Origin of the sequence: Candidatus Pelagibacter sp. Uisw_099_02, assembly GCF_047727625.1 — a bacterium.
Lineage (GTDB): Bacteria > Pseudomonadota > Alphaproteobacteria > Pelagibacterales > Pelagibacteraceae > Pelagibacter.
In genome coordinates this window covers 246475-273147 of record NZ_CP159822.1, presented here as the reverse complement: position 1 = coordinate 273147, position 26673 = coordinate 246475, and the positions used below count along the sequence as shown (strand labels likewise).

24 protein-coding genes are annotated in these 26673 nt (G+C 30.7%); 9 read left to right on the top strand and 15 right to left on the bottom strand.

Features of this window, described 5'->3' with window-relative positions; translation table 11 throughout:
• Position 1 precedes the first annotated feature (1 nt).
• The 5 genes from ABXT47_RS01400 to ABXT47_RS01380 are packed head-to-tail and all read right to left on the bottom strand — an operon-like array spanning position 2 to position 5559.
• The gene (locus ABXT47_RS01400) at positions 2–1306 is read right to left on the bottom strand and encodes a PQQ-binding-like beta-propeller repeat protein (protein ID WP_415308879.1); all 1305 of its coding nucleotides are present in this window, start codon (positions 1304–1306) and stop codon (positions 2–4) included.
• Complete coding sequence (locus ABXT47_RS01395; RefSeq protein WP_415308877.1) at positions 1299–1943, bottom strand: hypothetical protein; 645 nt, start codon at positions 1941–1943, stop codon at positions 1299–1301. The genes ABXT47_RS01400 and ABXT47_RS01395 overlap by 8 nt, the downstream gene beginning before the upstream one ends.
• A 2-nt stretch (positions 1944–1945) precedes the next feature.
• Entirely contained in the window at positions 1946–4615 is a 2670-nt protein-coding gene (acnA, locus tag ABXT47_RS01390) for an aconitate hydratase AcnA (protein ID WP_415308876.1), read from the bottom strand.
• 6 nt (positions 4616–4621) lie between these two features.
• Positions 4622–5212, bottom strand: coding sequence for a LysE family translocator (locus ABXT47_RS01385; protein WP_415308874.1), 591 nt, complete (start codon positions 5210–5212; stop codon positions 4622–4624).
• Between the two features lie 5 nt (positions 5213–5217).
• Positions 5218–5559 (bottom strand): tRNA-binding protein, encoded by a 342-nt coding sequence (locus ABXT47_RS01380; RefSeq protein ID WP_415308872.1) that lies wholly within the window; start codon positions 5557–5559, stop codon positions 5218–5220.
• Between the two features lie 27 nt (positions 5560–5586).
• Here ABXT47_RS01380 and argE point away from each other — a divergent pair, with 27 nt between their 5' ends.
• The 4 genes from argE to ABXT47_RS01360 are packed head-to-tail and all read left to right on the top strand — an operon-like array spanning position 5587 to position 9205.
• Positions 5587–6777, top strand: coding sequence for an acetylornithine deacetylase (gene argE / locus ABXT47_RS01375; RefSeq protein WP_415308870.1), 1191 nt, complete (start codon positions 5587–5589; stop codon positions 6775–6777).
• Positions 6778–6816: 39 nt separating this feature from the next.
• Positions 6817–7719, top strand: coding sequence for an allantoinase PuuE (gene puuE, locus ABXT47_RS01370; protein ID WP_415308868.1), 903 nt, complete (start codon positions 6817–6819; stop codon positions 7717–7719).
• Positions 7719–8705, top strand: coding sequence for an allantoicase (gene alc, locus ABXT47_RS01365; protein WP_415308866.1), 987 nt, complete (start codon positions 7719–7721; stop codon positions 8703–8705). Before puuE ends, alc begins: the two co-directional genes overlap by 1 nt.
• A complete protein-coding gene (locus ABXT47_RS01360) occupies positions 8702–9205 on the top strand; it encodes an ureidoglycolate lyase (RefSeq protein WP_415308864.1) in 504 nt (167 codons plus the stop codon). Before alc ends, ABXT47_RS01360 begins: the two co-directional genes overlap by 4 nt.
• Before the next feature lie 45 nt (positions 9206–9250).
• On the opposite strand, the gene ABXT47_RS01355 is transcribed toward ABXT47_RS01360, so the two are convergent.
• The 3 genes from ABXT47_RS01355 to speB all read right to left on the bottom strand — a co-directional run bounded on the left by ABXT47_RS01355 (position 9251) and on the right by speB (position 13309).
• Complete coding sequence (locus tag ABXT47_RS01355; protein ID WP_415308863.1) at positions 9251–10699, bottom strand: NCS1 family nucleobase:cation symporter-1; 1449 nt, start codon at positions 10697–10699, stop codon at positions 9251–9253.
• Positions 10700–10892: 193 nt separating this feature from the next.
• Positions 10893–12329 carry an aldehyde dehydrogenase family protein gene (locus ABXT47_RS01350; protein WP_415308861.1) on the bottom strand — a complete coding sequence of 479 codons (1437 nt, stop codon included), beginning with the start codon at positions 12327–12329 and terminating at the stop codon, positions 10893–10895.
• A gap of 20 nt (positions 12330–12349) precedes the next feature.
• Positions 12350–13309, bottom strand: coding sequence for an agmatinase (speB, locus tag ABXT47_RS01345; protein WP_415308859.1), 960 nt, complete (start codon positions 13307–13309; stop codon positions 12350–12352).
• A gap of 57 nt (positions 13310–13366) precedes the next feature.
• On the opposite strand from speB, the gene ABXT47_RS01340 reads away from it, so the two are divergent.
• The 3 genes from ABXT47_RS01340 (at position 13367) to ABXT47_RS01330 (ending at position 16038) form a co-directional block, all read left to right on the top strand.
• Positions 13367–14104 carry a putative zinc-binding metallopeptidase gene (locus ABXT47_RS01340; RefSeq protein ID WP_415308857.1) on the top strand — a complete coding sequence of 246 codons (738 nt, stop codon included), beginning with the start codon at positions 13367–13369 and terminating at the stop codon, positions 14102–14104.
• Positions 14104–14748 carry a peptidylprolyl isomerase gene (locus ABXT47_RS01335; RefSeq protein WP_415308855.1) on the top strand — a complete coding sequence of 215 codons (645 nt, stop codon included), beginning with the start codon at positions 14104–14106 and terminating at the stop codon, positions 14746–14748. The genes ABXT47_RS01340 and ABXT47_RS01335 overlap by 1 nt, the downstream gene beginning before the upstream one ends.
• Positions 14749–14829: 81 nt before the next feature.
• Positions 14830–16038, top strand: a complete 1209-nt coding sequence (locus ABXT47_RS01330) for a primosomal protein (RefSeq protein WP_415308853.1) — start codon at positions 14830–14832, stop codon at positions 16036–16038.
• On the opposite strand, the gene ABXT47_RS01325 is transcribed toward ABXT47_RS01330, so the two are convergent.
• The 7 genes from ABXT47_RS01325 to ABXT47_RS01295 all read right to left on the bottom strand — a co-directional run bounded on the left by ABXT47_RS01325 (position 16035) and on the right by ABXT47_RS01295 (position 24752).
• Positions 16035–18257: a 3-hydroxyacyl-CoA dehydrogenase NAD-binding domain-containing protein gene (locus tag ABXT47_RS01325; protein WP_415308851.1), complete on the bottom strand. Its 2223-nt coding sequence runs from the start codon at positions 18255–18257 to the stop codon at positions 16035–16037. The genes ABXT47_RS01330 and ABXT47_RS01325 overlap by 4 nt on opposite strands.
• Positions 18258–18276: 19 nt before the next feature.
• On the bottom strand, positions 18277–19131 hold the full coding sequence (locus tag ABXT47_RS01320) for an ABC transporter permease (RefSeq protein ID WP_415308849.1): 855 nt from the start codon (positions 19129–19131) through the stop codon (positions 18277–18279).
• Positions 19132–19134: 3 nt separating this feature from the next.
• Positions 19135–20382, bottom strand: coding sequence for an ABC transporter permease (locus ABXT47_RS01315; protein ID WP_415308847.1), 1248 nt, complete (start codon positions 20380–20382; stop codon positions 19135–19137).
• 66 nt (positions 20383–20448) lie between these two features.
• Complete coding sequence (locus tag ABXT47_RS01310; protein WP_415308845.1) at positions 20449–21564, bottom strand: extracellular solute-binding protein; 1116 nt, start codon at positions 21562–21564, stop codon at positions 20449–20451.
• Positions 21565–21690: 126 nt separating this feature from the next.
• Complete coding sequence (locus ABXT47_RS01305) at positions 21691–22779, bottom strand: ABC transporter ATP-binding protein (RefSeq protein WP_415308844.1); 1089 nt, start codon at positions 22777–22779, stop codon at positions 21691–21693.
• Between the two features lie 57 nt (positions 22780–22836).
• Positions 22837–24003 carry a M24 family metallopeptidase gene (locus tag ABXT47_RS01300; protein ID WP_415308842.1) on the bottom strand — a complete coding sequence of 389 codons (1167 nt, stop codon included), beginning with the start codon at positions 24001–24003 and terminating at the stop codon, positions 22837–22839.
• A 5-nt stretch (positions 24004–24008) separates the two neighbouring features.
• Positions 24009–24752: a racemase gene (locus ABXT47_RS01295; protein WP_415308840.1), complete on the bottom strand. Its 744-nt coding sequence runs from the start codon at positions 24750–24752 to the stop codon at positions 24009–24011.
• A gap of 167 nt (positions 24753–24919) precedes the next feature.
• Here ABXT47_RS01295 and ABXT47_RS01290 point away from each other — a divergent pair, with 167 nt between their 5' ends.
• Positions 24920–26086: an LLM class flavin-dependent oxidoreductase gene (locus tag ABXT47_RS01290; RefSeq protein ID WP_415308838.1), complete on the top strand. Its 1167-nt coding sequence runs from the start codon at positions 24920–24922 to the stop codon at positions 26084–26086.
• Positions 26086–26673: an amino acid synthesis family protein gene (locus tag ABXT47_RS01285; RefSeq protein WP_415308836.1), complete on the top strand. Its 588-nt coding sequence runs from the start codon at positions 26086–26088 to the stop codon at positions 26671–26673. Before ABXT47_RS01290 ends, ABXT47_RS01285 begins: the two co-directional genes overlap by 1 nt.

The following is a 26673-nucleotide window of genomic DNA, read 5'->3' as shown; positions in this document are numbered from 1 at the left end:
TTTAATTAAGCTTTATAATGGAGTTATCTTTAACCACATAAAGGAACTTTTTTACAATAAATGGTTTAGATATTTTAGAATTGTCAATTTTAATATATCTTTCTGTTTTGCCACTTTCTATATCAATTGTTAAAATATAACCATTATTTGTTGATAAATAAATTTTGTTACCTGTTACAACAAAGCCTTGCGTCAAAGTTTTTTTTCTCTTCTTGGGTTTAAAGATATCAAATATATTTGTAATTCTTAAGATTGATCCATCTAACTTTCTTAGAATATATAAAAAACCATCATTTGAAACTGAAAAAATTAAATCATTAATTACTATAGGATTAATATTTGAGTTAATTTCCTGTTTCCACCTTAGGTTTCCAGAATTAATATCTAGAGAATAAAACTCATTTCTATTATTAGAGAATAAAATTGAATCTTTAACAGCTACTAATTCAGAATTTTTAAGCAAAAAAGAGTTTTCAAAAACTAAATTATTTTGGGTTGGTCTTTGCCATAATAAATTGCCGTCATTAATACTTAAGGCGCTAATATCACCAATTGAATTATTAAAGAAAACTTTATCATCTTGAATTGCAATTGATAATTTTTGTTGTGATTTTATTAATGATTTATCTGTTTTATAATTCCACAATTCTTTACCATCTAAAATTGAAAAACATCTCAATGTATTATTAAAATCAGTTACAAAAAACATATCTTTATAAATCTTGATTTGAGAGTTGAAAGGTGCTGGATTATTTTTTTTCCACAACAGATCACCTGAATAATTATTAATTGCATAATAATTTGATATATTATCAGCTACAATTATAACTTTATTGTTGCTTGAAAAAAATAAAATTGGGTTTAGTTTTTTTTCGTATTTTTTATAATGATTTTTTTTCCATATTAATTTTGAATTTTTATCGAACTTTATTATTGTACCTTTAGACTGAAAAATAATAACATTTTCTTTATCAAAAACTAAATCAGGTTCAAATTTATTAAAATCTTTTATTTTAGAAAATTTATATTTTCTTTTATTTTTTAAATCACTTTCAAAACTTACTCTGCGTATGTTGTTATCCAGATAATTAAAATTAGTACTATTGAATAATTTAGAATCTATCTTAATCTTTATATTTGTATTGAATTCTCTATTTAATTTTATTTTGGTTTTGGAAATGTCTTCTATGTTTTTGTTAATTTTTACTTTAGTTTTTTCAGTTTTTGTCCAAAGACCTGATTTTGTATCTAACGAGCAGCTATTTAAGAATAATAATAATATTGATACTTTAATTAATTTAATCACTTAAGTCTCTATTCAGTCTTTTTTTTGATTCCATCTTAATGTCATTATTGGCGTTGGGTAACAATATTATCTGATTAAAAAATTCTTTGGCTTTTTGCTTTTGATTTTTTGAATAAAAAAATTCTGCTATTAAATATAAGGAATGGGATTTCCATATACTTTCAGAATTGATTAATGGATTAAGCGTTCGTAGTAAATCATTTTCACTTGAAAAATTTGATATGAATAATGCTTTTTTATATATGATCAAATTCTTAATTTCCTCATCTAATGTTGTTTCATTTATTAAATCATCAAATAAATTTTTAATTTCTTCTTTGTTATCTATTAGATCATTATCAATTATAAAATATAAAGCTAATGGTGAGTAAGTGTCATCATTTTCATTTATTATTTTAATTAATTGCTCAGCTGTTGCTTGTTTATTCTCTGTTTTAAAATTTATTGTCAGTAAATTAAATTGACTAGCTAATTTTTTTTTATTTTGTTCGGCTATTTCCTTCAATGAAAAGTAGACAACGACTAAGACAAATATTATTAACCATCCTATTATAAGATTTTTCTTATTATTAATGAAAAAGTTTCTAATTTTTTCTTCTCTTGTATTTGAGTCTATAATTGCTACTTCTTCATCCATAATTAAATCATATTCCTTAGTACATACTGTAGGATACCACCATTTTTATAATATTCTAATTCATTCTTGGTGTCGATTCTACAAAGAGTTTTGATTTTCTTAATATCTCCAGATGCATATTTTATTTCAACATATGTGTGGTCTGAAGGTTTAATGCCTTCCTGAATATCAATAACTGTAATTAACTCTGAACCAATTAAATTTAGATTAGCTCTATTGTTACCTTCTGTAAATTGAAGTGGTAATACACCCATACCAATTAAGTTTGATCTATGAATTCTTTCAAAACTTTCTGCTATTACGACCTTAACGCCCAATAATTTTGTTCCTTTAGCTGCCCAATCTCTAGATGATCCTGTGCCATATTCTTTTCCACCAATTACCACTAAATTTGTTCCTCTTTTTTTGTACTCTTCTACTGCACTATAAATTGGCATTACTTTTCCCTCTGGATATAATTTTGTAAAACCACCTTCTGTACCAGGAGCCATTTCATTTTTTATTCTAATATTTGCAAAAGTCCCTCTCATCATAACTTCATGATTTCCTCTTCTAGAGCCATAAGAATTGTAATCTTTGGGTAGTATTTGATGTTCCATAAAATATTCTCCAGTAGGACTTTCTTTTTGAATATTTCCAGCTGGAGAAATATGATCTGTTGTTACCATATCTCCTAGAATTAAAAGTGGCCTTGCATCTTTAATGCTTTTAAAACCTTCAGGTTTATCAGATAAATTTTCAAAAAATGGTGGTTTTTTGACATAAGTTGATCCTGAGTCCCAATTATAAATGCTTGTATTTTCTGTTTTTATTTCTTGCCACTGCTTAGGTCCTTCTGAAATATTCGCATATCTTCTTATAAACATTTCTGCATTTAAAGATTCTCTTAGAGTGTCTTCAATCTCTTTATTTGATGGCCAAATATCTTTTAGAAAAATATCCTTACCTTCTTTGCTTTTTCCTAATGGCTCATTATATAAATCAAATTCCATATGACCTGCAAGAGCATATGCTACAACAAGTGGTGGTGATGCTAGATAATTTGCTTTAATATGAGGGGATATTCTTCCTTCAAAATTTCGGTTACCTGACAATACTGAAACTGCATATATATTTTCTTTATCAATAGCTTTGACAATTTCTTCAGGTAAAGGTCCTGAATTTCCAATGCATGTTGTGCATCCATAGCCCACTAGATTAAAGCCCAATTTATCTAAAAATATATTTAATCCAGCTTTAGCTAAATAATCTGTCACTACTTGTGACCCTGGCGCTAATGATGTTTTTACCCATGGTTTAGTTTCTAAACCAAGCTCTACAGCTTTTTTCGCCAGTAACCCGGCTCCAATTAAAACATTTGGATTTGATGTATTAGTGCATGAAGTGATTGCTGCAATTAATATAGATCCATCTTTAATCTCATAATCTGTGCCAGAAACTTTTGAAATATTTTTTTCCTTTCTTTCAGTTGCATCTCTTAATACTTTTTTAAAACCTGTAGAAGCATCCGTTAATAAAACTTTATCTTGAGGTCTTTTTGGTCCAGAAATTGTTGGTACAATTGTAGACATATCTAATGATAATGTGTCAGTAAATTCAATTCCTTCACTAGCCCATAATCCTTGTTCTTTTGCATAACTTTCAACAATATTTACTGTATTTTCATCTCTTCCTGAAAATCTTAAATACTTCAATGTCTCTTCATCAATTGGAAAAAAACCACAAGTTGCTCCATATTCTGGGGCCATATTTGCAATAGTTGCTCTATCAGCAAGTGTTAAATTTTTTAACCCTTCTCCATAAAACTCAACAAATTTCCCAACAACACTCTTATCTCTCAACATTTTTACAACTGTTAATACTAAGTCTGTTGCAGTTGTGCCTTCAGGCATCTTATTCGTTACTTCAAATCCAATTACTTCTGGAATTAGCATTGAAATTGGTTGACCTAACATTCCAGCTTCCGCTTCAATTCCACCAACACCCCAACCAAGAACAGATAAGCCATTAACCATAGTAGTATGGCTGTCCGTACCCACTAAAGTGTCTGGAAATAAATAATCTTCATCTTTAAATTTTTCTGACCAAACTACTTTTGATAAATATTCTAAATTAACTTGATGACAAATTCCTGTTCCAGGGGGAACTATTCTAAAATTATTAAATGCTTGTTGTCCCCATTTTAAAAAAGAATACCTCTCACCATTTCTCTGAAACTCAATATCTACATTTTTTTCAAATGAATTTGCATTTGCTGATTTATCAACTTGCACAGAATGATCAATGACCAGGTCAACAGCTGAAAGTGGATTAATGGTGTTTGGATCTTTGTTCTTTTCTTTAACAGCCTCTCTCATGGCCGCAAGATCAGCAACTGCTGGTATACCTGTATAGTCTTGCAATAAAACTCTAGCAGGCCGATAGGCTATTTCTGTTGAAGACTTTTTTGTCTTTAACCATTCCTTAATTGCTTCTATTTGGTTTTTGGTAACAGACAGGTCATCTTCGTATCTTAGTAAATTTTCTAATAAAACTTTAAGTGATTTTGGAAGTTTTGAGATTCCATCTAAACCATTTTTTTCAGCTTCTGATAAAGAATAATATTTATATTCACTATTATTAATATTAATAGACTTTAAAGAGTTATATGAATTTTTATTTCCTGGTTTCATTTAGTTTTAGATGTAGAAGCCTATTATACAAACGATAAGTAGCAATGACATAGCATAATTAAATCGTTTAATAAAATTATTATTTGTTGCAAATTTCCTTAAAAACTTGCCTAAAAACGTCCACGAAATGATACTTAAAAATGCGGTTACACTGCAAACTATAATCACCCAAATTGAGTGATTCAGATAGTTTTCTCCTTGTTCAACAAAATTTGAACTTAATGTCACTCCTGCCATTACTCCTTTTGGATTAATAAACTGAAATATAAATTTATCAAAAAACTTTACTGGATTTTCAGTTTTTCCATCTGAAGAAATTTTTGAGAATGAAATTTTATAAGCTAGATAGATTAAGAAAAAAGTTCCAAGGACTCTGATAATTTCTTGAATAATTGGATAATTTTTGAAGGTTGATATTAAAACAAAATTAATTAATATAATTAATGTTGTGTAGCCAAAACCGACTCCTAAAATTAACGGTATAGTTTTTCTAATACCAAAATTAAATCCTGAGTATGCTGCTACAGCATTGTTTGGACCTGGCGTAAATCCTAATGATAAAGAAATCCCTATTAATAATAATAATTCTGGATGCATAAAAGTTAAGCTATTGGAAGGCCGTTTTCAGATTTTTTAGATGGGTGAACAAGTATAACTTTTCCTTCTTTATCTATTGATCCTAATATAAGCACTTGAGATACTACTCCTGCAATATTTTTTTCAGGAAAATTACATACTCCAATTACTTGTTTTCCTTTTAAACTATCTTCATTATAGTAGTGGGTAATTTGAGCAGATGACTGTTTAATGCCAATCTCTTTTCCAAAATCAACCTCAACCACTAAGGATGGCTTCCTAGCTTTTTCATTTTTCTTTACAGAGATTACTGTGCCAACTCGAATGTCTACTTTGTCAAACATATCAAAGGTGATTTGTTCTTTCATATATTTAATATATAATGGTTGATAAATATGAGTACAGAAAATAATTCACAGCTATTGTATAATAATTCAGTTAAAATTTTAACGGACTTAATAGCTTTTAAAACTATTTCAGGGGAAGATAACAGCTCATTAATTGATTATTGTGATGATATCTTGAAAAAGTTAGGTGCAACTTCTTTTAGAACTTATGATGATGAGGGAAAAAGAGTAAACTTATTTGCTACACTAAAAGCTAAAGACTCAAATAATAAGAAACCAATTATCTTATCAGGACACACCGATGTTGTTCCTGTTTCAAAGGGCTGGAGTTCTGATCCTTTTACTGCGACTATTAAAGGTGATAAACTATATGGGAGAGGTTCGTGTGATATGAAAGGTTTTATTGCTTGTGCTTTAGCTTATGCACCTATTTATTCTAAATCAAATTTAGATAGAGACATTCATTTTTCATTTACATTTGACGAAGAAACAGCATGTCAGGGCGCCCCTATATTAATAGAGGAGTTAAAAAAAAGAAATATTAAAGATGGTATTTGTATTATTGGTGAACCAACTAATATGAAAATTATTGACGCTCATAAAGGATGCTACGAATATACAACTTATTTTAAAGGTTTAGCTGGACATAGTTCGGCACCTCATAAAGGTGTAAGTGCAGTTGAATATGCATCAAGGTATGTAAATAAATTAATTGAACTTAGAGAGAAACTTAAAAGTAGAACACCTAAAAACTCTATTTTTGATCCACCTTACTCTACCCTTTCTATTGGTGGTGTGTTTGGTGGTATTGCTCACAATGTAATAGCAGACAAATGTCATGTTAATTGGGAAACACGGCCAGTTATTAAAGAAGATGGTGTATTTTTAAATCAAGAAATCGATAAGTATACAAATGAAGTGCTTTTACCTGAAATGAAAAAAGTTTTTCCTAATTCCTCGATTGAAAAAGATATTATTGGTGAAATAGTTGGGTTTGATAGAGAAGATAAGTCAGATGCTTGTGAATTAATTTCAAGTTTGACAGGTGATAATTCTAGACAAGTTGTTTCATTTGGAACTGAAGCAGGTTTATTTCAAGAAATTGGAATTAGTACGGTAGTCTGTGGTCCAGGATCAATTGATCAAGCTCATAAAATTGATGAGTTCATTGTTTTAGATGAGCTTAAAAAATGTTTAAACTTGCTTGATGGCATCAAAGTAGAGTCTGTTTCAAATTAATAAATTGTTAAACAATACAAAGTAAATTATAATTTTTTTATGTCTAAAAAAGATCCAAGAGATATGATTGGGTATGGTTCTAAAGATCAAAATATTAAATGGCCTAATAATGCACGCATCGCTGTTCAAATAGTTTTAAATTATGAAGAAGGTGCTGAAAAATGCATTTTAAATGGTGACAATAACTCGGAAGTTTTCTTATCAGAAATTATTGGTGCACAGCCTATAAAGGGAAGGCATATAAATATGGAGTCTCTTTATGAATATGGTTCAAGAGTAGGATTTTGGAGATTGCATAAACTATTTCAAGAAAAGAAAATTCCTATTACCGTTTTTGGTGTCGGTATGGCTTTAGAGAAAAACCCTGAAGTTTGTAAAGCTATAATAGAAGCTGAATATGAGGTTGCATCTCATGGGTGGAGATGGATTGACTATCAAAATATTAAAAAAACAGAAGAAAAAAAACATATGAAGCTTGCTATTCAAACTCATACAAAAATTTTTGGAACCAGACCTAGTGGTTGGTATACTGGCAGATGTAGCCCCAATACTAGAGATCTAGTTATGGAAGATGGTGGTTTTTTATATGACAGTGACTCGTATAGCGATGACTTACCATACTGGGAAACTAGAAATAAGAAAAAACAATTAATTATTCCTTATACTTTAGATAACAACGATATGCGATTTACAACCAATCAAGGGTTTAATACTGGTGATCATTTTTTTTCTTATCTAAAAGACAGCTTTGATGTTTTATACGAGGAAGGAAAAACAAACCCCAAAATGATGTCAGTAGGATTGCACTGTAGATTAATTGGAAAACCTGGTAGAATCCAATCTTTAAAGAAATTTCTAGATTATATTCTTAAACATGAAGATGTGTGGATATGTAAAAGAATTGATATAGCCAAACATTGGATTAAAAACTATTCTGAATAATGTCAAAAAAAATTATTTTTACAAATGGTCTTATCGATTTAGCTCAACCTAGATTGGGCACTAAGGTTATATTTAAAACCGATGATTTTTTTGCTACAGCTAATAGAATTATTAACCCCTCGCCAGCAATTTTTAAAGATGGTTTGTTTGATAAAAATGGTAAATGGATGGACGGATGGGAATCTAGAAGAAAAAGAACTAAAGGACATGATTACATAATTTTAAAATTAGGAAAACCTGGTTCTATTAAAAAAGTTGATGTTGATACATCCCACTTTAATGGAAACCAGCCGGCAATGATCTCTATTGAAGGTACAAACACAAATTCAAATAAAATAAGTCAATTAAAGTGGGAACCATTACTTTCCAAAAAAAAAACTAGAGCAAATAGCCACCACTTCTTTACTCCAAATAGTAAAAAAAAATTTACACATATAAAATTTAATATTTTTCCAGATGGTGGGGTTGCTCGATTAAGATTATTTGGCTCAATTTCTAAATCTAATAAATTGAAAAATAGGAAAACAAATCTTGCATCACTTTTAGATGGTGCTTCTGTTATTGCTTGCAACAATGAACACTTTGGTAAAGCTGAAAATATTTTAGCACCAGGTAAAGCTAAAAATATGGGGGATGGATGGGAAACAAGAAGAAGACGTGGTCCAGGATTTGATTGGTTAATATTAAATTCTTTAGATGGAAAAGAAATTGATAAAATTGAAATTTCTACTCATCATTTTAAAGGTAACTTTCCAAGCTATTGTTCTTTACAGGCTGCTTATTTACCAACAATAAAAAGTTCTAAACAAATTGTAAATTCTTCAGTCAAATGGAAGTATTTATTAAAGGATGCAAAATTATCCTCTAATAAAGTACATATTTTTAAAAATAATCTAATGAAAAAAGATAAAATTAATTTTATAAAAATTAATATTTTTCCAGATGGTGGAATATCTCGATTTAGAATATATGGAAAAAACGTATGATTAACTTAGTAATCAAACCTAAACCTATTAATAAAGAAAATTTTAGAAAGTTTGGAGATATGATCACAACTGATGATATCAAGCCTTTAGAAATAAATGATGGTTATGCAAAACGATATGATGGGATAGCTAATCTAGATGCTAAAAAAGATGACGGTGAATCTATAATTAGTATTTTTTCTGCTTTAAAAAGATCTTTTCCTATGAAAGTGGATATGATGGAAAAACATCCACTTGGAAGCCAAGCTTTTATCCCTATGAAAGAAACTACATTTTTAGCTTTTGTTGCTCCTGCAGGTGATAAGCCTGATTTAAATAATGTAGAAGCTTTTATTGTTCCAAAAGGAGTTGGTGTTAATTATAATTCTGGGATTTGGCATTTTCCTTTAATTGCAACTGAAGATATGAATTTTTTAGTAGTCGATAGAAAAGGTGAAGGTGACAATCTAGTTCTTCATGATTTAAATAAAGAAAATATCACTTTAGAATTTCAAATATAAAAAAAGCCCACCAATAAATTGATGGGCTTTTAGTTAAAACTTTAATTATCTTTTAGATATAGCTAGATGAACTACAGCACCTAATGATGCACCAATTATCCAAGCATATCCTCCACCACCACCTAAGTTAGCGAAGAAATCATCTAAACCTAAAAACAAAATGTTTGGCCACACAGATCCTACAGCAATATAACCTGAAAGAATCCAAGCTATCATTCCTTTGTTGTTGAAGCCACCATTGTAATGATACTTAGCATTTGGACTTGCATCAAACAAATCATCTACATCGATTTTTTCTTTTTTGATAATATAGTAATCAACCATCATAATACCAAACACTGGTGCAAGAATTGCTCCTAAAGTATTAACAAATGGAAATAAACCCATTTGTGTAATAACAGAGACCCACATACCACCAATAATAAAACCAAAACCAGCTGTAATTAATCCACCAGTTTTAAAGTTAATTTTACTTGGCATCAAATTGGCTAAGTCATACGCAGGAGGTATAAAGTTTGCAACCATATTGATTCCAACTGTCGCTGCAAAAAATGCAAATGCAGCAATAATTGTTAATCCTAAGTTATCTACTTTAGCAACCATCTCTGTTGGACTTGATACATATTCACCAAAAATTGCAATTGTTCCACCAGTAATCATCAAAGTAATGAAAGAGAATAAAATTACGTTTCCTACTAATCCCCATAGGTTACCTTTTTTCATTTCATCTTCGTTTTTAACAAATCTAGCGAAATCACCAAAGTTAATTACAACTGCAGCAAAGTATCCAACCATAATTGAAAATACTGCTATGAAAGCTCCCATTGTTCCTAAACCTTCAAAACCTCCAGTTCGTTCTCCTCCAGAAAATATAGTTCCTACTTCTGAAAAAAGTCCTCCACCAGCTTTGACCCAAATAACTATCATTAAAAAAATCATAACTGCATAGACTGCTGGTCCAGCAAAGTTTAAGAATTTTTTGATAAGATCTACACCTTGCCAAAATAAATAAACTTGGAATGCTGAAACAAATATAAATGAAACCCACATTACACCTGTCATACCAAGAAGCATAACTTCACCTTCTATTCCTGTAACTCCAGTAATTAAAAGTGCTACAGCTGTTGATGCTGCATAAGTTTGTGCTCCATACCAAAACATTGCAACAAGACCTCTGGCCATTGCTGGGAAGTTTGCTCCAAATACACCCATACTGACACGGGCAAATACTGGATATGGAATTCCATGTTTTACACTTGGTTTACCTGAGAGGTTTACTAGCCACATGATAAAAAATCCTGCAAGAATTAATGCAGCAAATACAGCCCAACCATTCAGTCCTGATGCTAAAAATAACGATGCAGCCAAAGTATAACCAAATAAACTTTGAACATCATTAGCCCATACGTTAAAGATTTCGAACCATCCCCAATTTTTTTTATTACTTGGAGTTGGAGCCAAATCTGAATTGTAGAGTTTTGACGATCTACTCATATTATTTCTCCCTATTATTTCAGTTACTCTTATTAACTATTAAAAAGTTATGGTAACCATTACTGCGACATTATGGATTATTCATGAGGTGTAAAGAATAAAAAGACACAACTTTTAGTCGAGATAATAAACAAGTAAATATGGGGCTTATTGAATTATTGAAAACCTATTATGAACAGTAGTTTAAATTAGATTAATCGTTCCAACCACTTACTACTTTAACTTCTAAATATTCTTCTAGGCCTAATTTTCCAGCTTCACGGCCAATACCTGAGTGCTTATATCCACCAAAAGGAGCATCTGGTGCTAAGCCTGCACCATTAATATCAACCATTCCTGATCTTAATTTTCTAGCAACTCTATTAGCTTTTTTTTGGTCTTGAGTTTGGATAAAGTTCAATAATCCATAGGGAGTGTCGTTTGCTATATCAATAGCCTCCTCTTCTGTTTCAAATGGTATAATTGATAAAACAGGTCCAAATATTTCTGTTCTTGCAATTTGCATCTGGTTATTAACATCTGCAAATGCAGTAGGTTTAACAAAATATCCTTTATCAAGGCCATCTGGTTTACCAGTACCACCAGCAACTAATTTAGCACCTTCATCAATACCAACTTGAATTAAAGCTTGGATTTTATCAAATTGGGCTTTTGAAACAACAGGTCCAATATGATCACCTTCTTTTGTTGCAACATCAACCTTCATTGAGTTAGCAAAATTTTTTACTCTTTCAACTGTCTCATCATAAATAGATTTTTCAACTAACATTCTTGTTGGTGCATTACAAGATTGCCCTGAATTTCTAAAACATCTTAGAGCACCTCTTTCAACAGCTTCAGCATCTGCATCTTTAAATATAATATTCGCCCCTTTTCCACCAAGTTCAAGACTAACTCTCTTAAAATCATTTGCTGCATTTTGAGAAATTAAAGCTCCTGCTCTAGTAGACCCTGTAAATGAAACCATATTTACATCAGGATGACTTGTTAAAGCATTTCCTGTAACTGCACCATCTCCATTAACTAAATTGAATACACCTTTTGGTAATTTAATTTCATCTATCATCTCTGCTAAAATCATCGAAGATAATGGAGCTATTTCAGATGGCTTAAGAACCATTGTGCACCCTGCGGCAATAGCTGGAATAACTTTTAAACAAGTTTGATTCATTGGCCAGTTCCATGGAGTAATTAATGCACAAACTCCTTTTGGTTCATGTAAAATATTATTATTAAGAGCATGTTCTCCCAACTTTGCTTCAAATGTATATTCTTTTAAAACTTTTATATAAGATTTTATATGACTAGCTCCAGTTCCCGCTTGTAATTGGGTTGAAAAATCAATTGGTGCTCCCATTTCAAGAGTTATAGCTTTAGCCATATCAGCCCATCTCTTTTTATAAACAACATATAAGGCTTCTAAATATTTTAATCTTTCTTCTTTTGTTGAAAATGCCCATGTTTCAAAAGCTTTAGTTGCTGCCCTTACTGCATCATTTACATCTTCTTCTCCACCTAAAGATATAACAGCACACTCTTCCTCTGTTGAGGGGTCTGTTACTTTGAAGTCATTTGGTTTTTTTGGGGAAACCCATTCACCATTGATATAAAATTTTTTCTTATCTAACATTTTGAGAAACTATCCTTTCTTTATGATTTTGCAAATAAATTTGTTAGTTCGTAAACAATGGTTGCTGCAGCTAACGAGGTAACTTCGGCATGATCGTATGCAGGAGATACTTCAACCACATCAGCAGAAACAAGATTTAACCCTGATAGACCTCTTAAAACATTAACCATCTCTCTTGTAGTCATGCCAGCAATTTCCGGTGTTCCTGTTCCTGGAGCAAAAGCAGGATCTAACACATCAATATCTATTGATAAATATAGAGGATTATTGCCTACTCTTTTTTTAATTCTTTCTGCTATTTTATCAGTTCCTTCTGTTTGAAACTCATCACAATGAATTATTTTAAATCCAAAACTTTCGTCATTTTTAATATCGTCCCTACTATAAAGTGGACCTCTAATACCAACATGCATTGAAGCATCATCTAAAAATAAACCCTCTTCTCTTGCTCTTCTGAAAGGAGTTCCATGTGTATATGGAGCACCAAAATATGTATCCCAGGTGTCTAAGTGTGCATCAAAATGTACTAGAGCAACTGGCCCATTACATTTTTTATTAATTGCCCTTAACAAAGGAACCGCAATTGTATGGTCTCCACCTAAACTAATTATACCACCAACTTTATTTAGCAAATCTGTTGCTCCAGCTTCAATCTGTTTTATCGACTCATCAATGCTAAAAGGATTACAGGTAATATCACCAGCGTCAGCAACTTGTTGCACCTTAAAAGGTTCAACGTCATAACTTGGATGATAATTAGTTCTTAAATGTCTAGAAGCTTGCCTAATGCTCATTGGTCCAAATCTAGCTCCTGGTCTATAGCTAGTGCCAGCATCAAATGGAATTCCAACAATTGCTACATCACAACTTTCAACATCTCTTAATTCTGGTAATCTTGCAAAAGTAGATGGTCCAGCAAATCTTGGGACTTTTGTTCCACTAACAGGTTGAATTGGGTTTTTATTTCTATCTTTTTTCATTTATAAATAAAATGTACCACATTCTTTGACAATGGAATATATTCTATCTTTAAAATTATGAACCTAATTAAAGCCTTTTTATTATTAATTATTTTTATTACCCCACTAAAAGCTAATACCATTTATAATCTCATCAAAATACCCAATCTAGAGATTTATGAAATAAATACAAAAAATAAACTTAAATATTTTTATGCTGCCAGACCTTTTAGGCTAGGTACTCAAAAAAATATTGTTTGTTCAGATTCAAATAAGAAAGATTTAGAGGTAAAATATAAAATTATTCATAAAAATCTTAGCAGATATTCTTATGACTTTTTAAAAAAAATTAACCTCAAATATATTGTTATGTGTGAAAATTTATCAATTTCAGAATTATATACAGCTGGTATTCCAGATAATGTAATGAAAACGTTAATACTTGATATTAAATTTAATGAAAATTACTTTGAAAGAGTAATCCATCATGAAGTTTTTCATGTAATGCATCTTCAACACAAAGAAGTTTTTAATGAAGAAGAATGGATGGATTTTAATAAAAAAGGTTTTCAATATGCTGATTGTTCAACATGTACTGATAAAATTGATCTTAATACATATATTGATACAGATGGATTTTTAACAGAATACTCAAAGACAACACCCTCAGAGGATATGGCAGAAGTTTACTCACATATGATCTTTTTAAAGGAAAAAGAAATTAACCAAATTCGTAAATCAGACCCTATTTTAAATAATAAAATTTCATATATTAAAAATAGAATAAAAGAAATAGATAGTTCATTTACTTTTTAATGATAAAAAAAATTAAAGCTTCTAAATCTGAAAAATTTATTTTTATTTTTTTAATTTTTTTAGGTATCACAACTTTCTGCACATATTATATAGTTAAAAATAAATGTTTATTTGTTAAAAATATTGACCCAAAGAATATTACTTTTAAGAATCCAGACAATATTGCAATTTTAAATGCACCTTGTGGAAATGTAATTATAGAACTTTACCCAAATATTTCACCTAATGCCGTCCAAAGATTTGTAACTTTAATTAGATCCAATGCTTATGAAAATATTGCTTTTCATAGGGTAATTGAAAACAAACTTATTCAAGCAGGTGACTTGGAATTTGGAAAAAAAGGAAAATTAGATTATGGAAAAATTGGTACTGGCAAATCAGATTTAGGTACAATTAAATCAGAAATTGACAATAACTTTAATTATACCAAAGGAAGTGTTGGATTAGCTCGAACATTTAAGAACGACACTGAAGATAGTCAATTTTTTATAATCTTACAGGATGAACCCTTATTTGAAGGAGAGTATACTCCTGTCGGTAGAGTTCTTTATGGGTTAGAAGTCCTAAAAAAAATAAAATCTGACAGAAGATCGGAATATATTTTAAGACCTGACTTCATTAATTGGTTTAAAATGCTTAATTAATAAGAGATAAAATCTCAAGTTGAACCCATTATAGCCACTCTAATACTATTATTATTAAACAAAAATTGATGAGATAGTGTTGTGAAAAAAGTCCTTAAAAGCACAATTAGTAAAAAAATTAATCAGAGCAGAAATAAGTTAATTGAACAACCCTTAAAAATTTTAAAAAAGATTAATATAGAAAAATTAACAAAATTCACATCATCATCTTTAATAAAAAAATACAATAAATTCAAAGAAAGAGCTAAACAAAAAGAACTGTATAGAATCAAATTATTAAAAGAAGAAAAAATTAAAGAATTAAAAAAAGAAAAATTAGAACAAGAAAAACAAAAAAATGAAGAAATAAGGTTAATTAAACAAAATGAATTAAATCTAATTAAGGAAGAAAAACAAAGAATAGAAAAAAAAGAAAAGCTGAAAGTTAAAAATATAAAACAACAACAGCAAATTGAAAGAAAGAAAATTAAACTTGAAGCTCAAAGAATTAAGGCTGAAGAACAAAAACTAAGAGACGAAGAAGAGGAAAAAGTAAGACAAGATGATTTAAAATTAAAAGAAGAAAAACTAAGATTAAATTTTTTTGAAAAACAAAAAATAAGACAAGAGCAACAAAAAGCCAAAATCGAAAATGATAAATTAATGGCTCTTGAGAGACAGAATGCCCGTGATGCTAAACAGAAAATGAAAGATGAGGAAGAAAGATTAAAGAATATTGAGATTGATAAACAAAAAAAAGATGAGCAAAGATTAAAAGAAGAAGAACATAAATTAAATTATCAAAAACAAAAACTTGAAGAAATTGAACAAAATATAAAAAATGATGAGGTTGAAAGATTAAGAGCAAAAGAAATAAAAATATTAAAAGAAGCTGATGAGTTAAGAGAAAAAGAAAAACAACTTAGAATAAAAGAACAATTAGAAATAGAAGAACTTAAGGAATTGAGATTAAATGACCTGAATCAAAGAAAAATTCAAGAAGAATTACAATTAAAAGAAGAAGAAATAAGATTAGAAAATTTAAAGGAACAAAAAATAATTCAAGCTAGAATTCTTGAAGAGAAAAGAATTAAAGATGAAGAAGAGAGAATAAAAGAGTGGGAAAGAAAATTTGATAAGGAACAAATAGCAAAAGAAGAAGAATTGCTTAAAAAGTTTAATGACCAGCTAATTAGAGAAAAAGAAGAAAATGAAAAAATAATAGAATTTAAAAAAGAAGAAGTGATAGAGGAAAAGAAAGAAGAAATATTAGAAAATGAGATAAAGAAAAAAGAAGACGAAAGATATTAGTTAATTAAAGGTTTTCCTGTTGCTAGTGTATGTTTAATTCTATCTTGAGTTTCTTTTGTCTCGATTAATCTCATAAATGCATCTAATTCTAATTTAAATAAATCATCTTCCGATAAAGTTTTATCAATAGTTGTGTCTCCCCCACTCAAGACATGTGCTAATTCCTTAGCAACTGTAACACCATGCTCACGAATTACTTTTTCATTGTAAAGCTTTTCTAGAATTTTATTCATTTCTACTAAAACTTTTTTTCCTGGTAGTTTAAATTTCGTCTCTGATGGGACTTTAAATTCTTTATTGTCATCTAAGATTTTTTTTGAAACCTCAAGCAAACTATTTCTGTTCATTATTTTTTTATCTTCAGGTTTTAAATATTTTAATGGTTCTGCCTCAACTGGTGAAGTAGCAGTTTTTCCATACCCAATAATATCAAATACTTTAAGAGGGGCATAATGAGGATCATTTTTAGCTTCATCTGTATCAAGCCATCTTGCTAACATTTCCTTACATCCTCCTCCAGCAGGTATTAATCCAACTATTGTTTCCACTAATCCAACTACAATATTTGTATGTGAGGCTACAAAATTACTTTGAACCATAACCTCAAATCCTCCACCAAGTGTTAATCCGGATGGTGCGGATACAACTGGATGATTAGAGTATTTAAGGTGTTTGCAAGTTTCTTGAAAATATCTAATAAATTTTTCTATAGATTTAAAATCATTCTTATTTGCAAAATCCATCGTGTAACTCAAGTTTACTCCAGCAGAAAATTGCATACTTTCATTTATTATAATCAACGGTTTGTCTGTTGCCTTTTTTAATGCATCCATTGAGTCATAATCTAGAGCATTTGCTTTAGTGGTAAACTCAACAATATTATAATCATTAAATCTATATATCCGTGCAGAGCTATTTCCATCAACACTTAGTGCTTTCTTTTTTGCTTTTCCAAATGTTTCAATGTCAGTATATTTTTGTCTATATCCATAAAAATCTTGATTTCTATTTTGAGATAAATTTTCTAAAAAAGCATTTCCTTTAAAGTTATCAATCTTATTAAAAAAAGTTTCTACTCCAATTTCTTCTAACATTTCAAATGGACCTTTAGTCCAGTTAAAACCTAACCTCATTGCTTCATCAATATCATTAAAGTCTTTAGTAATTGATGGAACTAAAGAAGAAGCATATTTAATAATCTTAGAAATAACAGACCAAGAGTACTCACCATACCTATCTTCTCTTGAGATCAATTTTTTGAGATCTACTTTATCTGACTTGATATTAATTTTTTTACTTGCTGAATACTCTCCAGTTTCAAGATTAATTGCTTCCATAACTTTAACTTCACCAGTTTTATTAATTCTGTAAAAACCTCCCTTACCTTTTCTACCTGTATACCCAGTTTCAATTAACGTTTTTACCAAAGGAATTTCTTTTGCAACTATTTGGAAAGGATCATTTTCTGATAATTCTTTAATAAAACTTTTTAAAACATCTGCCATTAAATCGATACCAATTAAGTCATAAAGACCAAACACACCTGTTTTTGGTATACCCATTGGTCTCCCAAAAATAGCATCTGCTTCTTCTATACTGAGTTTCATTTTAAAAGCCTCAGTCATTGCAACTTGCATTGCAAAAACACCTATTCTGTTTCCTAAAAAACCTGGAGTGTCATTACAAATAATTGCACCTTTTCCAAGTTTTGTTTCGCAAAAATCTTTTAATGCATTTATTTTATCTAAATCATTATTTTCATTTTTAACTATCTCTAATAATCCCATGTATCTAACTGGATTAAAAAAGTGAGTGATGCAGAAAACTTTTTTTTCTTCTTCTGATAAATGTTCAGATAAAACCTTGATAGGTATAGATGAGGTATTTGAGGATACTATTGCACCTTTTTTTCTTTCCTTAAATATTTTTTCATAAATATCATGCTTGATATCTATTCTTTCAACAACAGCTTCTACTACCCAATCTGCCTCTTTAACCTCATCAAAATTATCTAAAATATTTCCTACTTTAATGTTGTTTATTTTGGATTTATCTAACAAAAGTGGTGGTCTTGATTTGTGAATTCTATCTCTCGCTTTTTCACTAATCTCTGTTTTTAAATCTAATAAAGTTACAGGAATATTTGCATTACAAAGATGTGCTGCTATCCCACTTCCCATGGTTCCTGAGCCAATAACTACTACTTTTTTAATATTCATGAAATTGGAAACTATGATTCTATCTGTTAATTCCTCTAAGTCTCTCAGAACGTCTTCTCAAAAGTTCTGCACTCACTAGAATTAAAGTTGACATAATGATCAAACAGGTTGCAACAGCTAAAATGGTTGGACTCAATTGTTCTCTAAGCCCCACCCACATTTGAATAGGTATCGTTGTATTTTCAAGTCCAGCTAAAAACATCACAACTACAACTTCATCAAATGAAGTTACAAATGCAAATAATGCACCCGAAATAACACCTGGTAAAATTAATGGTAAAGTTACTTTCATAAATGTATTGACAGGATTGCTTCCAAGACTTGCAGCAGCTCTTGTCACACTATGATCAAACCCTGTTAGAGTTGCGGTAACTGTTATTACTACAAATGGTGTCCCTAAAATAATATGAGCTAGAACAATTCCTGTAAAGGTAGCAGCTAATCCCGCTTTAGCCATAAAGAAAAATATTGCTGTTCCAGAAATAATAAGAGGAACAATCATTGGTGAAATTAATACAGCCATAAATGCAGCTTTGTATGGCATGTGTCTACTGCTCAGTCCTAATGCAGCTACAGTACCAAGAATAGTTGATCCAATAGTTGCAAAGAAAGCAATGATAATACTATTTTTTGCTGCAAGACCCCATGGGTTTTTAGTTCCATATATCATGTCTTCATACCATCTTAATGAAAATGCATCTGGATCAAGTGCTATCATTCCCGCTGAAAAATGGATGTATTGCTCAGCATTAAATGAAAGTGGAAGTATTACAAATAACGGTGCAATCAAAAAGAAAAATACTAATCCACATATAGTTAAATATGTGTAATGCCAAATCTTATAGTGCCAGGGTGTGTAACTTGGTAGTGACATAATTTATCCTAATTTAATATTATCTATTCCTACTAACTTATTATAAATCCAATAAATAGCTAATACACCAACGAGCAACATTGCTCCTAATGCTGAGGCAAAAGCCCAGTCCAGAGAACTTTTCATATGGTAAGCAATTGTATTACTAATTAATGATCCACTAGCTCCACCAACTAAAGCAGGTGTAATATAATAACCAATGGCTAAAATAAACACCAATAAAGAACCAGCGCCTATTCCTGGAACTGTTAATGGAAAGTAAACTTTTCTAAATGCAACAAAAGGTGTTCCACCTAATGATTTCCCAGCTCTCATTAAACTTGGGGATATAGTTTTCATCACACTGTAAAGAGGAAGAACCATAAATGGTAATAAAATTTGGGTCATTGCCACAAATGTTCCAACTACATTATACATTAATTCTGGACGAGCATCATTTGCTGTTAATCCTAACATTACTATAAAATCATTAATTGGTCCTTGTTGTTGTAAAAGAACCATCCAACTGGATGTTCTTACAAGTAGTGATGTCCAGAATGGTAATAATACACAAATCATCAATAAATTACTGTATTTCATTGGTAGTGTAGCTAATAAGTGGGCAATTGGATAAGAAAGTATGAAACAAAATATTGTAACCCAGAAAGCTACTTTCAAGGTTCTCAGCCATAAAGTTTTATAAATTTTTCTATCTTCTGCTACATGCACTATATTTCTGTCTTGATCTAATTTTAAATCAACACCTTTTAAATACTTAACATAAGACCAATTAGGAGCTGTATTTTTTAATGCTATCCAATATTCAACATTATTCCAAATTTTATGGGTCGCCATAAATTGTTCTTTAAAATTGCTTTTTTCAAATTTTTTTATTTTTCTATTAGTTTTTTTTAACCCACTACTAAAGCCAGACTTTTCATAGTTTAGTCTTTGATATAATTTTCCAGATTCTTTTGCCATAGCTAAAGGATAAAAGTCATTATAAAATGCTTCATAAACTTCTTCATCTGGTAATTCTTTACCATCCCACTGTTCTAAAGCTTTAAAAGTATTTGGAAGCTTTTCTGTGATCATACGATCGTCTACACTTCTAAACAGCATGTCTCCAATTGGAACAATGTAGGTAATTAAAAGAAATAAAAATAAAGGACCAACAAGAAGCATGGCTCTCATTTTATTTTTTCTTTCAGCTTTTTTTAAACTGATTTCTAAAGGTATTCCGTCAGACGATAAAATTTGTTCAGTGCTCATAATAAAAAAGGGCGGCTATATAATAACCGCCCTTTAAATAAAATAAAAGTTTAATCTATAATTAAATTATAGACCAGCTTTCATAGCTTCCCATTTTTCACCAATTTCATCCTGGTTATCTGCCCAGAATTCAGGGTTCATAAGAATGTATGATTTAGTGTTCGCGGGTGCTGTTGGCATATGTGGTACCATGTTAGTCTTACCATCTTTAAACCAAGGCTCTCCTGCTTCCATGATAGCGATTGAAGATTTTCTCCAAGGAGCGTAAGCAATATACTTAGCACTTCCTGCTAGACCTTCAGTACTTGTCATTTCTCTAAGAACTTTCATAGCTTTACCGTTAGCATCGTTAGGTCCACCTTTAACCATAGCGAAATACTCATAGTCAAGAATTTGAGAGTCCCATACTTGTACAATTGGAGTTCCTTCCATTTGTGCATTGAAGAATCTACCATTCCAACCAGTAGCCATAATAACTTCACCATTAGCTAATAATTCTGGTGGCTGAGCTCCAGCATTCCAGAATACACATCCACCTTTTGGATCTGTACATAGTGCTTTGATTTTAGCAACTGCTGCATCAACTCCACCATCTTTAGATAGTTTGTCATAGATCTTAGATCCACCTTTGCCAGCTTTTGTACCTGCTGCCATAGCTAATTCTAAATTAGACATTGCGCCTTTGTAGATAGCTCTTTTACCAGGAAACTTTTTAGTATTAAAAAAGTCTTTTGCTGATTTTGGAGTACCTTTTACGTTGTTCTTGTTGTAAGCAAAGTTCCAAGAGTACAAGATGTTTCCAACTGCACATTTTGAAGGCATGCCTGTAAAGAAGTCATCAGAAGCTTTAGTTCCATCTGGAGCAGGTGCAAAGTCTTTGTCGAAATCGAATTCAACAAAAATACCTTCGTCACAACCAATGATAGTGTCTTTTGCGTACACATCAATGATGTCCCAAGTGATTTTTCCAGCTTCTTTTTGAGCTTTAATTTCAGATAATCCACCTGTGTAGTCTACCCAATTAACAGGTATTCCAAGTTTTTTAGCAGTAGGATCACCATAACCTAACTTTTGACTTTCAGTATAAGCACCACCCCAAGACACTACAGTAACTGCAAATGCTGAAGTTGTGATAGAAAGTACAAAAGATAGAGCAAGTAATAATTTACTTAATTTTTTCATTTTCTCTCCTATTTAACGTTAACGTTTGTTATTTTATAAAGTGAAAGTAAAACAATATCAGCTCAATGAGTCAACAGCCAATTAAGGCTAATTTGCCTTTATTTTATTAAGATTATTATTTAAAATTTATTTGGGATCTAAAGCTCTGCTGTCTTTAATGTTCCAGCCAACATTAATATCTTTACCCAATTTAATGTCTAAATTAGATGTGCTATTCGGAATTTTTAAGATGAATTGATCATTTCCTAATAGATTAATTCTAACTCTTGTATGGTCACCATGATAAATAACTTCTTCTATTTTGCCCTTATGATTATTATCCATCTTATCTTTTGGGTTAATCAAAGCTCGTTCAGGTCTTAAGGATACTGTTGTTTTTTCTCCTTTAGCCTTAACCGAAATTGGGTTTGCTAAAATTTCAGTACCATTATTTAATTTAACTTTACAAGTGTCACCTGAAATATCACTAACTGTTCCACCAAATGTATTATTCTCACCAATAAATTCTGCCACAAATGAATTTACAGGTCTCTCATATAATTCATCTGGACTTGAAAGTTGCTGAACTTTACCATCATTGAATACTGCAATACGACTTGACATTGTTAATGCTTCAGTCTGATCATGAGTTACATATACAACTGTTACACCAATACTTTCATGAATATGTTTAATTTCATACTGCATACTTTCTCTTAAATTTTTATCTAAAGCTCCAAGTGGTTCATCCATTAATACTACTTGTGGATCAAACACTAAAGATCTTGCAACCGCAACACGTTGTTGTTGTCCTCCAGATAATTGCATTGGCATTCTTGCTTCAAAGCCTTGAAGAGACACCATAGATAATGCTTTATCAATTTTTTTATCTGCTTCATCTTTTGGAATTTTTCTAACTCTCAGTGGAAAAGCTAAGTTTTCATATACTGTCATATGAGGGAACAAAGCATAGTTTTGAAAAACCATACCGATACCTCTTTTATGAGGTGGAATATTTGAAATTGCATTACCGTCTAAATAAATTTCTCCATGTGTTGGCGTCTCAAAACCTGCTAACATCATTAAACAAGTTGTTTTACCAGAACCAGAGGGTCCTAACATTGTTACAAATTCACCTTCAGCAATATCTAGCTGTAAACCCTTAACAACTAAGATTTTTCCATCATAGCTCTTGTCTACATTATCAAATTTAACAAATTCATTATTTTTAGACATAATTTTTTTTAGATTTAAAACATTTGTTGAGTTTTTTATCAAGTTTTTTTATTTCAACTATTTAACGTGTAAATCTTTTGGGAAATTACAGAATAACGCGCACCCATTGTCAGTTATTCGTATCGCTTCAGATGCTTCAACACCCCACTCTCCAAATTGCATTACTGCAATCATGTGAAAAGTAACGTTTGGCTCTAGAATAGTCATATCACCTTTTGATATATTTAAAGTATGTTCGCCCCAATCAGGTGGATAACCAATTCCTATTGAATACCCAGTTCTAGAGGTTTTTTCTATTCCATATTTATCTAGAATTTTCCAAAAAGCTTGCGCAACGTCATTTGCTGTTTGCCCAGGTTTTGCAGCATCTATTCCAGCTTGAAGAGCTTCATTTGTTTTATTCATAGTGTCAATTTTCTTTTGATCAGGCTTTCCAAGTAAAACTGTTCTAGCCATTGGGCAATGGTACCTTTGATATACCCCTGAAAGTTCAATAATTGTAGCCTCACCCTCAATAAACTTATCTTGTGTTGCTGTTAAATGTGATGCTGAAGTACCTTTTCCTGTTGGAAGTAGCGTTGCAATACTTGAATACTCACCCCCAAATTCTGGAGTTCCATAAAATAATGCTTTTTGAATTTCTCCTACGGCATCGCATTGCCTGACACCTGGGTTTATTACATCAAATGCCGCTTGCATTCCCTTCTGTGAAATTATTGCTGCCGATTTCATAAGTTCAATCTCAGCATTTGATTTAACTACTCTTGCCCAGTTAACTAATCTTTCAGAATCTTTTAGTTTTACATTTGGTAGCCCTTGTTTCATTTTTTCATAACAATAAGCTGTAAAGTAATGACTATCCATTTCTAACCCTATTGTAAGTTTGTCCCATTTTCTCTCTTTAATAATTTCTACAAGATTATCATAAGGATGAAGTGGCCAAGTATGAATATATTTTTCATCATAAACTAAAATATTTTCATTTTTTAAATAAGTTTTTATATAAGCTCCACCTGAATCTTGTTTTCTAACCCAGCATAATGGCTCATCAGCATTTACATGCACAATTACAGCTTGAGCATAATAAAATGACCAAGCATCATAGCCAGTTAAATAGTTCATATTTGCTGTATCACTTGAAATTAATAGCTCTATACCTTTTTCTTGCATTGAGCTTTGAACTTTTTTTAATCTGGCTTTGTATTCTTCTTTACTAAAATTCATATAGCTTAACTATTAAATAATTTTCCAAAACCTTCAATCTTTTCTTTATAATTAATTTCATTGAGCGAGTCCCAGATTAAAGTTTGATTACTTGATAGAATAATTTTATTTAGTTTTTTTTCTAATTTATCAATTATAGATAATACTGGTAAAGCTGTACACGAAACAAATAACGCCTCACTATCTTCAAGATCTATTTTTGATAAGACATCAAATAAATGATCTTCATCAACTTTTCCAATATCTAAATCAGAGTCAATATCAAAATATGTTAAAGAATTAACTTTAATATTTTCTTTTTTAAAATAACCAACAACAGAATCATTTATTGTTTTTGTATAAGGTGTAAAAATAGATATTTTATTAATGTCTAATTTATTTAATGCTTTAATAGCTGCAGTTATTGGTGTTGTTACTTTTGTTTCTGGTTTAGCCAAATTTACTTTTTCTTTTATTACATCATATCCAGCTGCAACTGTTCCAGACGTGCAGCCATACGCTACACAATCTATTTTTTGATCTGGTAAAATATCTTTTGTAACCTCTGTAATGTCATTTGACATTTTTGCTAAAGTTTCATTTGTCAGTGGATTATAACAATGAATTCTATTTACATAGAGATCAATATCTCTTCCATAAATCACGTTATTAAAATCTTTTTCAATTCTAAAATCGCTACCAAGTGTTATAAGGCCAATTCTTGGATTGGATTTTGATATGTATTTTGGTTCAACCTTGTTTAATTTCATAAATTATCTGCAATATTTTGATTAAATATATATTGAATAAGGAGTCTAGTTAAAATAGAGTTTAATAAAAGCGTACATAACTCGTCGTTACTTAAGGTTTAAACGGTACTAAAGAATACGAAAGTGGGATCAGTCGTCTTTAAATTTAATTATTTGAGGAGGTTTGAATGAAATTTGGATATTTTTGTAACACTACAAACTGGGATCATAAACCATACGATCAATTATTAAACGAAACTAAAGAAATCACAACTTTTTGTGATGAAAATAATTGGGAATCAATTTGGTATACCGAACATCACTTTAATCATGAAGGAATGGAATCTTGTACTAACCCATTAATGATGGGTGTTGATGCTGCAGCCAGAACCAAACAAATTAGAATTGGTCAAGCTTGCAATGTAATTACTTTTCATAATCCTATACGTCTTGCAGAAGACATAGCTTTATTAGATCAATTGTCGGGGGGGAGAGTTGACGTTGGTATTGGAAGAGGAATTTATGGAAGAGAAGCTATCAACATGAACAAAGAAGCCGATCTAAAAGATCAGGCAAAAAATTTTAGGTTGTTTGATGAATCTTTAACAATTATGAAAAAAGCTTGGACTGAAAAATTTTTTAGTCATAAGGGTGAATTTTATAACTACCCTACTCCTGGTTTTAATTGGCAACACGATATGAGTCCACCTAGTGAAGAATTTCTAGATACAAAAACTAATGAAATTAAAAAGATTAGTATTGTACCAAAACCAAAACAACAACCTCATCCTCCTATATGGCAAGTTGTTGATGGAGCAAGATCAATTGAATGGGCTGCTCAAAACGGATTAAATACCATAATGTGGATTCCAACTGTAAAAGCTTTAAAGGGTAGATTTGAAATTTATAGAGATGCAAAATCTAAAGTTGAAAATAGAGATGTGCCACTTGGGGAAGGTGTATCTTTGGTTAGAGATATGTTTGTTGCAGAAACTATGGAAGAAGCTGAAAAATTAGCTGGTGAACATATTATTAGCTATATGAAATGGGTTTGTCACTGGAGAGGTCTAGGTAATCATATGGATCCAGGTGAAGAATTGCCAGAGACAAAACATAAATTAGATTTACTTAATTATGACTTTCTACATAAAAGAAATTTATTATTTGGAACACCTGAGTATGTTGTAAATAAAATAAATGAATTAAAATCTGAGTTAAACTTACAAAATCTTCAAGTTTGGTCTAATTTTCCTGGAATAGATCATGACGATTGCATGAGAAGTATAAAGCTGTTTAATGATGAGGTAATACCCAAGATTAATTTAGATAATTCAAATATAGAAATAGCAAGCTAATGAAACTTGAACTTAGAAAGTTTACTAAATTTGTAGACAAAACTTTTATTGAGGGAGGTAAAGAAGCTAAAGAACCTGTTCTACTTGTTTCAGTTGCAGCTGTTTTTAAAAATCCATGGTACGGAAAAGGTTTTGTTGAAGATCTTAAACCAATTATTTTGGATTTAGCTCCCAAGTTGGGTGATATTTTAGTTCCAGAACTTATAAAAGAGATTGGATCACCTGAAAAAATTCTAGCCTATGGCAAAGCTGGTACTGTTGGACTTAACGGAGAAATTGAACATGCATCAGCATTTATTCACACATTAAGATTTGGAAATAAATTTAGAGATGCTGTTGGTGGAACATCCTATTTAAGCTTTACCAATACAAGAGGTCCTGCTGGATCAAAGATGTCTATTCCAATGATGCACAAAACAGATTCTGGTTTAAGACCTTATTATCTAACTCATGAATTTACTATACATGATGCTCCTTTTGATGATGAAATTGTTATTGCTATCGGTGGAGCCTCAAGTGGCAGAGCACATGCAAGAACTGGTGACAGATATCAAGATATGAAGGAAATGGGACTAGACCCTAAATAA

Coding starts and splice junctions, on each gene's coding strand:
- ABXT47_RS01350 (WP_415308861.1), bottom strand. CDS start 12,329: ATGTTAGATAAGAAAAAATTTTATATCAATGGTGAATGGGTTTCCCCA.
- argE (WP_415308870.1), top strand. CDS start 5,587: ATGAGTACAGAAAATAATTCACAGCTATTGTATAATAATTCAGTTAAA.
- acnA (WP_415308876.1), bottom strand. CDS start 4,615: ATGAAACCAGGAAATAAAAATTCATATAACTCTTTAAAGTCTATTAAT.
- ABXT47_RS01355 (WP_415308863.1), bottom strand. CDS start 10,699: ATGAGTAGATCGTCAAAACTCTACAATTCAGATTTGGCTCCAACTCCA.
- ABXT47_RS01360 (WP_415308864.1), top strand. CDS start 8,702: ATGATTAACTTAGTAATCAAACCTAAACCTATTAATAAAGAAAATTTT.
- ABXT47_RS01320 (WP_415308849.1), bottom strand. CDS start 19,131: ATGTCACTACCAAGTTACACACCCTGGCACTATAAGATTTGGCATTAC.
- ABXT47_RS01290 (WP_415308838.1), top strand. CDS start 24,920: ATGAAATTTGGATATTTTTGTAACACTACAAACTGGGATCATAAACCA.
- speB (WP_415308859.1), bottom strand. CDS start 13,309: ATGAAAAAAGATAGAAATAAAAACCCAATTCAACCTGTTAGTGGAACA.
- ABXT47_RS01380 (WP_415308872.1), bottom strand. CDS start 5,559: ATGAAAGAACAAATCACCTTTGATATGTTTGACAAAGTAGACATTCGA.
- ABXT47_RS01310 (WP_415308845.1), bottom strand. CDS start 21,564: ATGAAAAAATTAAGTAAATTATTACTTGCTCTATCTTTTGTACTTTCT.
- ABXT47_RS01285 (WP_415308836.1), top strand. CDS start 26,086: ATGAAACTTGAACTTAGAAAGTTTACTAAATTTGTAGACAAAACTTTT.
- ABXT47_RS01395 (WP_415308877.1), bottom strand. CDS start 1,943: ATGGATGAAGAAGTAGCAATTATAGACTCAAATACAAGAGAAGAAAAA.
- alc (WP_415308866.1), top strand. CDS start 7,719: ATGTCAAAAAAAATTATTTTTACAAATGGTCTTATCGATTTAGCTCAA.
- ABXT47_RS01315 (WP_415308847.1), bottom strand. CDS start 20,382: ATGAGCACTGAACAAATTTTATCGTCTGACGGAATACCTTTAGAAATC.
- ABXT47_RS01385 (WP_415308874.1), bottom strand. CDS start 5,212: ATGCATCCAGAATTATTATTATTAATAGGGATTTCTTTATCATTAGGA.
- ABXT47_RS01305 (WP_415308844.1), bottom strand. CDS start 22,779: ATGTCTAAAAATAATGAATTTGTTAAATTTGATAATGTAGACAAGAGC.
- ABXT47_RS01295 (WP_415308840.1), bottom strand. CDS start 24,752: ATGAAATTAAACAAGGTTGAACCAAAATACATATCAAAATCCAATCCA.
- ABXT47_RS01300 (WP_415308842.1), bottom strand. CDS start 24,003: ATGAATTTTAGTAAAGAAGAATACAAAGCCAGATTAAAAAAAGTTCAA.
- ABXT47_RS01335 (WP_415308855.1), top strand. CDS start 14,104: ATGATAAAAAAAATTAAAGCTTCTAAATCTGAAAAATTTATTTTTATT.
- ABXT47_RS01340 (WP_415308857.1), top strand. CDS start 13,367: ATGAACCTAATTAAAGCCTTTTTATTATTAATTATTTTTATTACCCCA.
- puuE (WP_415308868.1), top strand. CDS start 6,817: ATGTCTAAAAAAGATCCAAGAGATATGATTGGGTATGGTTCTAAAGAT.
- ABXT47_RS01325 (WP_415308851.1), bottom strand. CDS start 18,257: ATGAATATTAAAAAAGTAGTAGTTATTGGCTCAGGAACCATGGGAAGT.